Annotated in this window: 13 protein-coding genes and 1 pseudogene; 9 read left to right on the plus strand and 5 right to left on the minus strand. The window is 66.7% G+C overall.

Annotated elements, in window-relative coordinates; all coding sequences use genetic code 11:
* Positions 1-3: 3 nt before the first annotated feature.
* The 6 genes from H7I57_RS10665 to H7I57_RS10690 are packed head-to-tail and all read left to right on the plus strand — an operon-like array spanning position 4 to position 7566.
* Positions 4-1455 (plus strand): MCE family protein, encoded by a 1452-nt coding sequence (locus tag H7I57_RS10665; RefSeq protein WP_264023459.1) that lies wholly within the window; start codon positions 4-6, stop codon positions 1453-1455.
* Positions 1452-2480, plus strand: coding sequence for an MCE family protein (locus H7I57_RS10670; protein ID WP_264023460.1), 1029 nt, complete (start codon positions 1452-1454; stop codon positions 2478-2480). The genes H7I57_RS10665 and H7I57_RS10670 overlap by 4 nt, the downstream gene beginning before the upstream one ends.
* Positions 2477-3715 (plus strand): MCE family protein, encoded by a 1239-nt coding sequence (locus H7I57_RS10675; RefSeq protein WP_264023461.1) that lies wholly within the window; start codon positions 2477-2479, stop codon positions 3713-3715. Before H7I57_RS10670 ends, H7I57_RS10675 begins: the two co-directional genes overlap by 4 nt.
* Positions 3715-5007: an MCE family protein gene (locus H7I57_RS10680; protein WP_372510184.1), complete on the plus strand. Its 1293-nt coding sequence runs from the start codon at positions 3715-3717 to the stop codon at positions 5005-5007. Before H7I57_RS10675 ends, H7I57_RS10680 begins: the two co-directional genes overlap by 1 nt.
* Entirely contained in the window at positions 5007-6140 is a 1134-nt protein-coding gene (locus tag H7I57_RS10685) for an MCE family protein (RefSeq protein WP_264023463.1), read from the plus strand. Before H7I57_RS10680 ends, H7I57_RS10685 begins: the two co-directional genes overlap by 1 nt.
* Position 6141: 1 nt before the next feature.
* Positions 6142-7566: an MCE family protein gene (locus H7I57_RS10690; RefSeq protein WP_264023464.1), complete on the plus strand. Its 1425-nt coding sequence runs from the start codon at positions 6142-6144 to the stop codon at positions 7564-7566.
* Positions 7567-7576: 10 nt separating this feature from the next.
* Here the strand turns inward: H7I57_RS10690 and cwsA are convergent, their stop codons facing one another.
* On the minus strand, positions 7577-8011 hold the full coding sequence (cwsA, locus tag H7I57_RS10695; protein ID WP_264023467.1) for a cell wall synthesis protein CwsA: 435 nt from the start codon (positions 8009-8011) through the stop codon (positions 7577-7579).
* A gap of 106 nt (positions 8012-8117) precedes the next feature.
* Between cwsA and H7I57_RS10700 the strand changes: the two genes are divergently transcribed.
* Entirely contained in the window at positions 8118-8645 is a 528-nt protein-coding gene (locus H7I57_RS10700) for a peptidylprolyl isomerase (protein ID WP_264023468.1), read from the plus strand.
* A gap of 74 nt (positions 8646-8719) precedes the next feature.
* On the opposite strand, the gene H7I57_RS10705 is transcribed toward H7I57_RS10700, so the two are convergent.
* On the minus strand, positions 8720-9058 hold the full coding sequence (locus tag H7I57_RS10705; RefSeq protein WP_308204339.1) for a PH domain-containing protein: 339 nt from the start codon (positions 9056-9058) through the stop codon (positions 8720-8722).
* Positions 9059-9295: 237 nt separating this feature from the next.
* Positions 9296-9577: a cell division protein CrgA gene (gene crgA / locus H7I57_RS10710; protein ID WP_264023471.1), complete on the minus strand. Its 282-nt coding sequence runs from the start codon at positions 9575-9577 to the stop codon at positions 9296-9298.
* A gap of 94 nt (positions 9578-9671) precedes the next feature.
* Between crgA and H7I57_RS10715 the strand changes: the two genes are divergently transcribed.
* Together H7I57_RS10715 and H7I57_RS10720 are read left to right on the plus strand one after the other, a co-directional pair.
* Positions 9672-10433, plus strand: coding sequence for a DUF881 domain-containing protein (locus H7I57_RS10715; protein WP_264023472.1), 762 nt, complete (start codon positions 9672-9674; stop codon positions 10431-10433).
* Positions 10434-10455: 22 nt separating this feature from the next.
* Entirely contained in the window at positions 10456-11160 is a 705-nt protein-coding gene (locus tag H7I57_RS10720; protein WP_264023473.1) for an aminodeoxychorismate/anthranilate synthase component II, read from the plus strand.
* On the opposite strand, the gene pknB is transcribed toward H7I57_RS10720, so the two are convergent.
* Both pknB and H7I57_RS10730 read right to left on the minus strand, forming a co-directional pair.
* The gene (gene pknB, locus H7I57_RS10725) at positions 11138-13015 is read right to left on the minus strand and encodes a Stk1 family PASTA domain-containing Ser/Thr kinase (protein ID WP_264023474.1); all 1878 of its coding nucleotides are present in this window, start codon (positions 13013-13015) and stop codon (positions 11138-11140) included. The two genes, H7I57_RS10720 and pknB, sit on opposite strands and share 23 nt — an antisense overlap.
* Positions 13012-13404: pseudogene (locus tag H7I57_RS10730) on the minus strand (serine/threonine protein kinase); the annotation flags it as partial. The gene pknB and the pseudogene H7I57_RS10730, both read right to left, overlap by 4 nt.

Below are 13404 nucleotides of genomic sequence, written 5' to 3' on the forward strand. Positions count from 1 at the left end.
GCGATGTCGGACGAACGCCGAGAGGGAATGCATCCCGCATGGTGGACACTGCTTTTCGTCATCGCGACCGTCGCCACGATCGCGGTCACCTCGGCGCTGTTCTCGGGGTCGTTCAGGACGTATGTCGCGGTGACGTTGACGTCCGATCGGGCAGGCCTGGTGATGGATCGCGGTGCCAAGGTCAAGATGCGCGGCGTTGAGGTCGGCCGGGTAGACCAGGTCACCAACGCGAACAGCCGGGTGAGTCTGAGGCTCGAGATCTCCCCGGACCAGATCGGGTACATCCCGGCGAATGTCCGGGCCCGAATCCGTGCCGGCACGTTGTTCAGCGCAAAGTTCGTCGAACTGGTCTACCCGAGCGACCCGAGCCCGGTCCCGTTGGCGGCTGGAGCAGTGATCACATCGGACAACGTGAGCACTGAGATCAATACCTTGTGGGACACCGTGAGCGGACTGCTGAACCAGGTCGACCCGGCGAAACTCCAGGCGGTGCTGTCCGCGCTGGCCGAGGGTGTGCGCGGGCACGGCGTGATCATCGGCCAGACCATCACCGATGCCAATGAGGTGCTGCTGGCGATAAATTCGCGCGCCGACACCATCACGGCCGATCGGCAGGCGGTCAAGGACATCAGCGACGCCTACAGCGCTGCCGCACAGGACATCTTGACAGCACTCGACGGGGCAAGCACGACCAGCGTGACCATCACCAACAACGCGCGGGCGGTGGACTCATTGCTCGCCGGCGTTGCCGGCCTGTCCCGCAGTGGTATCGACCTGCTGGGTCCGAGCCAGCACAACCTGATCCAATCCGTCGACCTCCTGGAGACGACCACCAGACTGCTGATGAAGTACAACCCGACATTCACGTGCACGCTCGTCGGCGCCAAGACCGCCCTCGACACCGGCTACCTGGATGCAACCGGTGGCGAAAACGGCAAGTCACTGATCCTCGACAGCGCGATCCTGCTCGGTGCCGACCAATACCGCTATCCGCGGAACCTGCCGTTAATTGGCGCCAAGGGCGGGCCCGGCGGCAAACCGGGATGCGGCTCGCTGCCCGATGTCGCCGCGAACTGGCCTCTGCGCCAACTGATCACGAATACCGGATGGGGAACCGGCCTCGATATCCGACCCAATCCCGGAATCGCGTTTCCGGGATACGCCAACTATTTCCCGGTCACCCGGGCGGTGCCGGAGCCGCCGAGCATCCGCTATCCGGGCGGGCCTGCGCCCGGGCCGATCCCGTATCCCGGTGCACCACCGTACGGGGCACGGCTGTACGCCCCGGATGGAACTCCTCTGTACCCCGGCTTGCCGCCGGCGCCACCGCCCGGGAACCCACGCGAACCAGGGCCCGCCCCTCCGGGATCCGAGCCGTTCTCGGTCCCAGCGCCGGCGCAGATGCAACCCACCCCGACACCGCCGTTGCCCGGAATGGCGGCACCGGCGCCGTGAAAGAGAACCTGCGCGGCGCGATCTGGCGCCTGGCCGCTTTCATGACCGTATGCGGGCTGGGTCTGGTCGCCATGCTGGCGATCTTCGCTCAGCTGCGCTTCGAAGAAGAAGTGGTGTACGCGGCGGAGTTCAGCAATGTCTCGGGGCTGGAGAACGGGAACTTCGTGCGGATCGCCGGCGTCGAGGTCGGCAAGGTCAAGAACATCTCGATCCGGGATGACGGCACTGCGCTGGTCGAATTCGGCACAGACGGCTACGTCGTGTTGACGGAGGGCAGCCGAGCGGTGATCCGCTACCGGAACCTGATCGGCGACCGGTATCTGGCGCTCGAGGAAGGGGCCGGCGGTACCCGCCGCCTCGAGTCCGGTGGCACGATTCCCATGTCCCGGACGTCGCCGGCGCTGGATCTGGACGCGCTGCTCGGCGGCTTCCGCCCCTTGTTCCGAGCGTTGGATCCCGACCAGGTCAATGCGCTTTCCGGTCAGCTGATCGAGGTGCTGCAGGGCGAGAGCGCGACGATCGGTTCGTTCCTGGCGCACACAGCGGACTTGACCAACATGCTCGCGGACCGTGATCAGTTGATCGACCAGGTCATCTCGAATCTGAACACCACGGTGGGCACTTTGGGCGACCAGAGCTCGCAGTTCGCGACGACTCTGGACACGTTGTCCGATGTAATGGGCACGCTGGCAGACCGCAAGCAAGATCTGAGCAACGGAATCGCGTATGCCAACGAGGCCGCAGCGTCGATCGCCGACCTCCTCGCCCAGGCACGCCCACCCTTGGGAAAGGTCATCCGGGAAGCGGATCGGACGGCGAGCGCGACGTTGGCCGATCGCGACTATCTGGACAACCTACTCGACACCCTGCCCGACGCCTACCAGATGCTCAACCGGCAGGGACTCTACGGCGACTTCTTCAGCTTCTATCTGTGTGACCTGATATTGAAGCTGAACGGTCAAGGTGGACAACCGGTTTACGTCAAGCTCGCGGGCCAGGACACCGGGCGGTGCACGCCGCGATGAAGACCTTCTCCGAACGCAACCCCATCGTCGTCGGCCTCGTCGGCGTCATTGCGACCGTGGGGGTGGTGCTCGGCGCGCTGAACTACGGGCAGCTGCCCTTCGTCAACTCGAACAGGGAGTACTCGGCCTACTTCGCCGAGGCCGGCGGTTTGCTCACCGGTGCCGCAGTGCAGGTTTCGGGCCTCAAGTCGGGCAGGGTGAACAGCATCGAACTGGATGGAGCGCGGGTGCTGGTCACGTTCGAGGTGGACAGGAACATCCGGCTCGGTGAACGAAGCGAGGCGTCGATCAAGACGAAGAGCGTGCTGGGCGCCAAAATCCTCGAATTGACCCCGCGCGGCGACGGCAGACAGTCCGGGCCGATTCCCCTCGAGCGGACGACGTCGCCCTACCAGCTGCCCGACGCGCTCGGTGATCTGACCACCACCGTCAGCGGGCTGGACACCGGCAAGCTGTCGGACTCACTGGCTGTGCTGGCGGAGACGTTCGCAGAGACCCCGCCGGCGCTGAGAATCGCGATGGTAGGCATCGCGCGGTTCTCCCGGACCCTGAACAACCGCGACGCGCATCTGCGAAAGCTGTTGAGTGACGCGGAAAAGCTGACCACGGTGCTCGCGGAGCGCAGCAACGGGATCATCGAGATGATGACGGACACCAACGCGCTACTCCGCGAGCTGCAGAGCCAAAGCCATGCGCTGGACCAGATTGCGGGAAGCGTCGCGGCCATCAGCGAGCAGCTCCAGGGGGTGATCGTGGAGAACCGGCAGACCCTCAACCCCGCGCTCGAGAAACTCAACGAGGTGCTGGCGATCCTCGACCGCCGCAAGGAACGGGTGCAGTTGGCGATCAAGAAGTTCAACGTCTACGCGATGTCGCTGGGCGAGTCGATGTCGTCGGGTCCGTTCTTCCAGTTCTACATCGCCAATCTGCTGCCCGGCCAGTTCATCCAGCCGTTCATCGACGCCGCGTTCTCCGATCTGGGTCTGGACCCGAATGTTCTTCTGCCGTCCGAACTCAACGACCCCCAGGTCGGTCAGCCCGGAACCCCGGCGCTACCTATCCCCTATCCGCGCACGGGCCAGGGCGGCGGGCCGAGACTGACCGTGCCGGACGCAATCACCGGTGTGCCGGGCGACGCGCGATACCCATACCGGGAGCCGCCCCCAGCGCCGGCACCCGGTGGCCCGCCACCCGGACCGCCTGCGCTGCCACCGGGAACGGGGGGCGACCGATGATGACCCGCGGCAACGCCCGCATTGCCGTGGCCACCATGCTCGTCGTCACATTGATCGCAGCCGTTGCGGTGATGCTGCAGGCGTCTGTGAAGGCCGGCAGAACGACTGTCGTCGCGTACTTCGCGAACAGCAATGGCATCTTCCCCGGGGACGAGGTGCGCATCCTCGGGGTGGCGGTGGGCAGGATCGACGCAATCGAACCCCAGCCGCGTCGCGTGAAGATCACGTTCTCCTACGACCGCAAGTACCGGGTGCCCGCCGACGCGAAGGCCGTCATCCTGTCTCCGGCAATCGTCACCGCGCGAATCATTCAGCTGACCCCGCCCTACACCGGCGGCCCGGTGTTGCAGGACCACGCTGTCATCCCCGAGGAGCGCACAGCAGTGCCCGTCGAATGGGACCAACTGCGAAAGCAGCTCGAAAGACTCAGCGAGATGGTGCAGCCGACCCAACCAGGGGGCGTCAGCGCGTTGGGGTCCGTCGTGCAAACGGCCGCCGACAACCTGCGCGGCCAGGGTGCAACCGTCCGCGAGGCCATCATCGAACTCTCGCAGGCGATTTCCGCGCTGGGTGATCACAGCACCGACCTTTTCAGCACAATGAAGAATCTCTCGGTCCTGGTTGCCGCGCTGCGAGACAGCGGTGATCTGCAGCGAGATCTGAATCAGAACCTGGCCTCGGTGAGCGAACTACTGGTCGATGACCCCAACGAGGTCGGCAAGGCGATCTCTGCTCTGAATGCCGCGCTGGGCGAGGTACACAGCTTCATGAGCGAAAACGGCGAAACCCTGGGTACGGTGTCGGACAAGCTGGCGTCGGTCAGCCAGGCCCTCGCCGACAGTCTCGGCGACATCAAGCAGACGCTGCATATCGCGCCCAACGAGCTGCAGAACTTGAGGAACACCTATCAGCCGGCCCAGGGCACGCTCGGCGGTGCGTATGCATTCAACAACTTCGCGAACCCGTTGGGTTTCCTGTGCGGCGCGGTACAGGCGGCATCTCGCCTCGGCGCCGAACAGTCGGCCAAGTTGTGTGTCCAGTATCTGGCGCCGATCGTGAAGAACCGTCAGTACAACTTCCCGCCGCTGGGCGAGAACCTCGTCGTGGGCGCCACGGCACGGCCCAACGAGGTGACCTACAGCGAGGACTGGCTGCGGCCGGACTTTGTTCCGCCACCGGTCGCGGAATCTCCTGCAAACGAACCGCTTCCGGTATTGCCGGCCGAGAGTCACGCGACAGATCCGGCCGAGGGTGTGCTCGGGATGATGACGCCGCCAGGAGAGGACCCCTAGTGCGCACGGTCCGGTGGCCCGCGGCGCTGGCTCTGTCGGTCGCGGCCGTCGTCGCGCTGTCTGGCTGTGGTTGGCGCGGCCTGAATTCAGTGCCGCTTCCGGGTACTGCGGGCGGTGGCCCCGGCTCGTACACGATCCAGGCACAACTGCCCGACGTGCGCACGATTGAGCCGAATTCCCGCGTGCAGGTGGACGACGTCACGGTGGGGACTGTGACCAGGATTGAGCGGCAGGGCTGGCATGCGTTGTTGACGATGCGGATTGACGGTGGTGTCGAACTGCCGGCGAACGCGACGGCCACCGTCGGCCAAAGCGGCCTGCTCGGTTCCCTGCACGTCGAGCTGGCGCCACCTATCGACGTCTCGGCCCGCGGCCGCCTGACAGGCGGCTCAGTGATCCCGATGTCATCGGCAGGCACCTACCCATCCACCGAGCAGATTCTCGCTGCGGTCTCGTTGTTGCTCAATGGTGGGGGTCTCGGACAGATTCAGGAGATCACCGAGTCCTTGAGTACCGCCCTGGCCGGGCGCGAGGAGGAGCTGCGCAGCCTCATCCAGCAGCTGGACACCTTCACCGGTTACGTCGACGACCAGTCCGACGACATCATCGCCACCACCGAAAGCGTGAACAACCTGGTTGGTCAATTCGCGGACCAGCAGCCGGTTCTGGACAACGCGATCAAGACGATCCCGGACGCGCTCCGCGTGGTGGCTGACGAACGCCAGAACCTCGTGGACGCGCTCGACCAACTCGGCAAGTTCAGCGCGCTGGTTGCCGATGCGGCGAACCAGACCGAGGACAACCTGATCCGGGAACTCAACGATATCGGGCCGGTGTTGGAGTCGTTGGCCAATGCCGGTCCGGCGCTGACCCGCGCGCTTGGACTGTTCGCCACGTATCCCTTCCCCACGGACACCATCGGTAAGTGGGCGCGTGGCGACTACGCCAACCTGACTGCCGTCATCGACCTGACCCTGAGCCGACTCGACGCGTCATTCCTGACCGGGACCCGCTGGGAGGGCGACCTGACGGAGCTCGAGCTGCAGTGGGGTCGCACCATCGGGCAGATGCCGAGTCCGTACACCGTCGGCAATCCCCTTGTCGCTCCCTACCATTGGGACCAGGGTCGCTGACGTGCCACCCCTGACAAGGCGAATCATCGTCCAGCTGATCGTGCTGGGCGTGGTCGCGCTGGTGGGCGGCGCGGTCATGGTGTTCGGCTACATCAAGCTGCCCGGCATGTTCGGGATCGGGCGCTACCAGGTGATCGTCGAGCTGCCCTACACGGCGGGCCTGTACCCGACCGGCAACGTCACCTACCGCGGCGTCGAGGTCGGTCGTGTGAAGAGCGTGCGACTCACCGAAACCGGTGTTGCGGCCGTACTTTCGCTGAAATCTGACACCGGCATTCCCTCGGATCTCGACGCGGAAGTGCACAGTCAGTCCGCGGTCGGCGAGCAGTACATCGCGCTGCTGCCGCGGGGGGATTCCCCGCCGCTGAAGGACGGCGACGTCATCCGGGCGGACCGCACTTCGGTACCGCCCGACCTGGACTCGGTGCTGGATGAGATGAACAGCGGACTCGATACGATTCCCCGCGACGATCTCAGGACCGTCGTGGACGAGGCGTACATCGCTGTCGGAGGCCTCGGGCCGGAGATCTCCCGGCTGGTGACGGGCACTGCCTCGCTGGCGGTCGACGCCCGCAAGAATCTGGGTCCGCTCCTGATGTTGATCGACGAGTCCAAGCCGGTGCTGGATGCCCAGACCGATTCAGCGGATTCGGTTCAACAATGGGCCGGGACTCTCTCCGCTCTCAGCCAGCAGCTTCAAGAACACGACGCCGAAGTCCAAGGCGTGCTGCAACAGGGTGGCCCGGTCGCCGAGGAGACCCGTGCGCTCTTCGACCGGCTGCGACCGACCCTGCCGATCGTGTTGGCCAACTTGGTAAGTGTCGCCCAGGTCGCGGTGGTCTACCAGCCCAGCATCGAGCAGCTTCTGGTGCTGTTGCCCCAGGCCGCCGCGACGGCACAGGCGGTAGGTGTGGCGAACCGGAACACCAAGCAGGACTACTCCGGTGTCTTTCTCAGCTTCAACCTGAGGCTCAATCTGCCGCCGCCGTGCACCACCGGCTTCCTGCCGGCCCAGCAGCAACGGGCGCCCGTGTTGGAGGACCATCCGGATCGACCGGCCGGCGACCTGTACTGCCGGGTGCCCCAGGACTCACCGCTGTCGGTCCGGGGGGTGCGCAACACACCGTGTGTCACCCGGCCCGGTAAGCGGGCGCCCACCGTGGCGATGTGTGACAGCGACGAGAACTACGTTCCGCTCAACGACGGCTACAACTGGAAGGGCGACCCGAACGCCACACTGTCCGGCCAGCCCGTTCCGCAGTTGCCCCCCCTCCCGGCAGTCCCGCTGCCGGCCGTCGAGTACGACCCTGCCAGTGGGGCCTATGTCGGACCGGACGGGCGGGTGTACACGCAGTCCGACCTGGCGGAAGCCGACGGATCGAACAGAACGTGGCAGTCGATGCTGCTCCCCCCGGGGACAGGTTGAGCGGACCGGCTCAGGGCTTCGGGGTCACTTCGACGCTGGGTGGCAGCGGGGACGGCTCCGGCTGAGACGAGCGACGGATGATCGTGAACGCCACCGCTCCCCCGGCCACTACCACGACGCCGATGCCGGCCAGCAGCAGCGGGCGGCGGCGACGCCGAGAACGGCGCGCCTTCTCGAACGCTTCGGGAAGATTGGCAACCACTTCCTGTGCCGCGGCGATCTCCGCGGCGATGGCGTCCTGCGCCGCCGCCAGATCGTTCTTCAGCTGTCGCGAGACCCGGCCGCGCTGATACCGGTTGCCGACCCATGCCGCCGACGAGCGCACCGAGTCGGCGCCGACTCCCACCGCTCCCCTGGTGACATCGACCGGGCCGACCGCCGAGTACTTGAGGCCCCGGCCGAGCCGTTGGCTCGGGGTCAGTCGGTCCACGGTCTTCGAGCTCATATCCCACCTCTTTCGCGCTGACGGACGTCGCGCCTCCCAGCCTGCCAGTTACGCGACCGTAAGGTGCCCGGATGGCCGCAGACCCGGCGTGGCACACTGGCTTCCCGTGACGAGTCCCATTCAGACAGCGACCGCGACCCTGCACACCAACCGCGGCGACATCAAGATCGCCCTTTTCGGGAACCACGCCCCCAAGACGGTGTCGAACTTCGTCGGGCTGGCGCAGGGCACCAAGGACTACAGCACCGAGAACGCCTCTGGCGGATCGTCGGGCCCCTTCTACGACGGCGCGGTGTTCCACCGCGTGATCGAGGGCTTCATGATCCAGGGCGGCGACCCGACCGGCACCGGCCGCGGCGGACCCGGCTACCAGTTCGCCGACGAGTTCCACCCGGAGCTGCAGTTCGACAAGCCCTACCTGTTGGCGATGGCCAACGCCGGTCCCGGCACGAACGGTTCGCAGTTCTTCATCACGGTGGGCAAGACGCCGCACCTGAACCGGCGCCACACGATCTTCGGTGAGGTCGCCGACCCCGAGTCGCAGAAGGTCGTCGACGCCATCGCCACCACGGCCGTCGACCGCAGCGACCGGCCGACCGATGCCGTCGTGATCGAGTCGATCACCATCTCCTGACCCACGCCGGAATTGCATTCCGGCAGGTAAATCCCGACGACGGCCCTGCCGGAATGCAATTCCGCGGGAACTAACTAACGGCCCCGCGCGAATCCGGCGTCGGTGAGCACGTCGAGGACCCGTAGCGGGTCGGTGCCGAGGTCCCAGCGGCTCAGGACGAGCAGCCGGTCATCGGTGGTGTCGATCTCCAGCAGCCGCACCTTGCGACCGATCCGGCGGAACTCCGTGATCCGGATCAGCTTGATATCGGCATGCCCGAGCCGGCGGGTGCGCCACCAGCCGCGGAACTCCAGAACGTCGTCGGTGATTGCCAGCTTCGGGCGCGCGCGCCACGACATGAGTGCAAACACCAGCAATCCCGCCGCGGCAATGCCGACCAGAGCACGGCCCGGCGGGTCTGTGACCAGGGTCACAACACCTACAGCCATGATGAGGCCAAGGATTCCGGCCGCGATGATGCCTGCCGTCGGCGGCCCCCACTGTGTTTGCTGGACAGGCAATTCACACCCTCCTACCGTGGTGTATGCGGTTATCCACAGGTGCTATCCCCAATGGGGATGAATCACATCCATGTGATCCGGTGACGCGCAGGTTGCGCGCAGGGTAACGCCAAGTGGCCAAGATGAATTCATCTGGCGGGTGGCTCAGCGTCACCGCCAACGCATGGTGAGCAACAGTCCCGCGATCATGAAGGCAAACGCGATCGCATAGTTCCAGACGTTCAGATCGGACATCCACTGCAGGAAGCTCGGCACGTCGGGCCCGCTTCCGGCCAACTGGAACACGATCAGCCAGACCAGCCCGATCAGCATCAGGCTGATGAACAGCGCCACGAACCACGTTCCGGACGGCCCCGCCTTGACCTTGACCGGAGTCCGGCTCACCGGGTTGATGGTGAAGTCGTTCTTCTTACGGACCTTGGACTTGGGCATGCGTACCTTCGGACGATCGGCGTCGCCAGTGCGACGATGTGTACGGGAAAGCCTAACGCAGCCCTCTGCGTCATCTCACCAGGAGACGAAACCGATGGACGACGGGAACGGTCCCCCCGGGACCCGATCGGCGTGGCGCTTCGGGGTGCCCGTGGTGTGTGTGGCGGCCGGACTGCTGCTCGGCGTGACCCACGGGGTCGCGGACGGCGACGAGATCCGTCGCAGCGATGCCCCTCGGCTGGTCGACCTCGTCCGCGAGGCGCAGCAGTCCGTGGACCGGTTGACCGCAGAACGTGACGCCATGGTGGGTGCAGTCGACAATCACCACGGCGGCTCCCCTTCCGCCGACGCGGCGCTCGCGGTGATCACTCGTCGTGTCGACGAACTCGCGGTGCAAGCGGATTTGACGCCGATGCGCGGCCCCGGCCTGGTGGTGACCCTCAACGACGCCCAGCGCGACGCCGAGGGCCGCTTTCCACGCGACGCCTCACCCGACGACCTGGTCGTGCACCAACAGGACATCCAGGCCGTCCTGAACGCACTGTGGAGCGCGGGCGCCGAAGGCATCCAGATGCAGGACCAGAGGATCATCGGGATCTCGGCGCCGCGCTGCGTGGGGAACACGCTGCTGCTGAACGGCCGCACCTACAGCCCGCCCTACGTCATCACCGCGATCGGGAACCCCGAGGCCATGCAGGCGGCGCTGTCGGCGTCGCCGATGGTGACGCTCTACAAGCGGTACGCCGCGCGGTTCGGGCTCAGCTACACCGAAGAACCCCGCGACGTCGAACTGGCGAGGTATCAGCAGCCGGTCCGCATGGAGTATGCGCAGCCGATCGGGCCGCTCGGCTACTGAGGCCCGGCGGTAGCCTGTCCGCATGCGGGTCTTGGTCGTCGACAACTACGACAGCTTCGTGTTCAACCTGGTCCAGTATCTGGGCCAGCTCGGTGTGGACGCGACGGTGTGGCGCAACGACGACGATCGGTTGGCCACCGAGGAGGACGTCGTCCGCGCGGCCGAGCAGTTCGACGGCGTGTTGCTCAGCCCGGGACCGGGCACCCCCGAGCGTGCCGGCGCATCGATCCCGTTGGTCAACGCCTGTGCCGGCGCGCGGACTCCGCTGCTGGGTGTGTGCCTGGGACACCAGGCCATCGGCGTCGCGTTCGGTGGCACCGTCGACCGCGCACCCGAGCTTCTCCACGGCAAGACCAGTGTCGTCTACCACTCGAACACCGGTGTGCTACAAGGCCTTCCGGATCCGTTCACCGCCACGCGATACCACTCGCTGACCATCCTGCCCGAGACCGTCCCCGCCGAACTCGAGGTGATCGCCTGGACCCGCCGCGGCGGACGAGGCGACGGGACGGGTGAACGCGGCGTCATCATGGGGGTGCGCCACGTCGAGTTGCCGATCCACGGCGTGCAGTTCCACCCCGAGTCGATCCTGACCGAGGGCGGGCACCGGATGCTCGCCAACTGGCTGGGGTTCTGCGGCACCGCACCCGCCGAGGAACTCGTCCAGCGCCTGGAGGAGGAGGTCGCGGGCGCCGTGCACGCGGCTACGACGCGAAGTTCAGCGTGATCCTGGCACCGAAGTTCACGGCGGTGCCCGCTGTGGGGCTCTGAGTCACCACGGCGTTCGTGCGCTGGCCGCTGTTCTGCACGTCACCGCCCTTGTCCAGGACGCCCGTCCAGCCGAGCGCGCGCAGCCGTGGCTCGGCGTCGGTCCAGAACATCCCCGACAGGTCCGGCATCACGAACTGATTGCCCCGTGACACCTGGATCTGAATGACGGTGTCCTGCGGCACGGTCTGGGCAGCGGCGGGATCGGTGCCCATCACCTGTCCCGCCGTCGTGGTGCTGTCGACCTCGACGGGCACGGCTTTGGTGAACCCCGACGCCGACAGGATCTCCTGGCACACCGCGACGGTCTGTCCGACGCAGTCGGGCACCGCAGCCGTCGATGGACCCCGCCCCACGACGATCGTGATCTCGTTGGTGATCGCCGACGTCTGGTTGGCGGGTGGCACCGTGGACAGCACCCGGTCCCGCTGTTCGGGCAGCGACGCCGACGTCGTCTGCCGGAATCGTTCGAACCCCGCCGCGGTGAGCCGGCGGACCGCCTCGGCGTAGCTGAGATTGGCCACATCGGGGACCTCGCGCTGTTCGGGCCCGGTGGAGACGTTCAGCGTGATCTCGTCGCCCGCCGCGACCGATGTGTTCGCGTCGGGTTCGGTGCTGATGATGTGGTCGGGCGGCACCGACGAATCGGGCTGCTGCTCGGTCCTGGTCCGGAAACCGCGGTTCTGCAGCGTCGCGATGGCGTCGGCGGAGGCCTGACCCCGCACGTCGGGTACCTGCACGTCACGGGTCTCGCCGCCGAACGCGTTGATCGCGATGGTGACCACCACGGTCAGCACCGCCAGGATCGCCACGGCCGCCAGCCACCGTCCCACCCCACCGCGGCGCTCGCGGTCTTCGTAGCGCGGTCGGTGGCCGCCCACCGGGTCGATCCGCTGGGTCCGGTCGTGTGACGTCGGCGCCGACAGCAGTGACGTCCGCTCGGCGTCGGTGAGGATCTTCGGCGCGTCCGGCGTCTCGCCGCTGTGCACCTTGACGAGATCGGCGCGCATCTCGGCGGCCGTCTGGTAGCGATTCTCGGGATTCTTGGCCAGCGCCTTGAGCACGACCGCGTCGAGTTCGGGCGAGATGCCGCTGTGTCGCTCCGACGGCGGCACCGGGTCCTCACGGACGTGTTGGTAGGCCACCGCGACGGGGGAGTCCCCGACGAAGGGTGGCTCGCCGGTGAGGATTTCGTAGAGCACACAGCCCAACGAGTACACATCCGAGCGGGCGTCGACCTTGATGCCGCGGGCCTGCTCGGGGGACAGGTACTGCGCGGTGCCGATCACCGCGGCGGTCTGCGTCACCGGGTTGCCGGCGTCGGCCAGGGCACGGGCGATGCCGAAGTCCATCACCTTCACCGCGCCGTTCTTGCTGATCATGATGTTGGCGGGCTTGACGTCGCGGTGGATGATGCCGTGCTGGTGGCTGAAGTTGAGCGCCTGGCAGGCGTCGGCGATGACCTCGATGGCACGCTGCGACGGCATCGGCCCCTCACCGTGCACGATGTCGCGCAGCGTGACGCCGTCGACGTACTCCATCACGATGTAGGGGAGCGGGCCGGTCGGGGTCTCCGCCTCGCCGGTGTCGTACACCGCGACGATCGCGGGGTGGTTCAGCGCCGCAGCGTTCTGCGCCTCACGGCGGAACCGCAGATAGAAGCTGGGGTCCCGGGCCAGGTCGGCGCGCAGCACCTTGATCGCGACGTCGCGGTGTAACCGCAGGTCACGGGCCAGGTGGACTTCGGACATACCGCCGAAGCCCAGGATCTCGCCGACTTCGTAGCGGTCGGAGAGGTGTTGTGGGGTTGTCATCGCCGCATCTGTTCTGAGGCCGTCCGGAGCCGCGTCACCGAAACAGGCGACGCGCTGTCGAGGGATCGGGATACCCAATATCGGTCAGGTTCATGACCGCCGGCCCCGGCCGGGGCGGCGGCGGGAGTCTCCGGTGGTGGCGCCGTCTGCGAGGTCGGCGTCTCGGTGATGGTGGTGGGTTCGGGCGCGCGGTCTCGACGGTCCTGTGCGTTCAGCACGATCAGGATCGCGATGACGATCGCCAGCGCCCCGAGCACGCCGGCGGCCCACAACAGTGCCCGCTGACCGGAGGAGAAGGTGCGCCGAGGTGGCGGGGCCGAGCGGTGATGGCTGCCCGTGGCCCGCGCCCGCGCGGCCGTGGCGGGGGCGCGACCGGTCGCCTCAGCGGG

Origin of the sequence: Mycolicibacterium pyrenivorans, from assembly GCF_025821625.1 — a bacterium.
Classification (GTDB): Bacteria; Actinomycetota; Actinomycetes; order Mycobacteriales; family Mycobacteriaceae; genus Mycobacterium; species Mycobacterium pyrenivorans.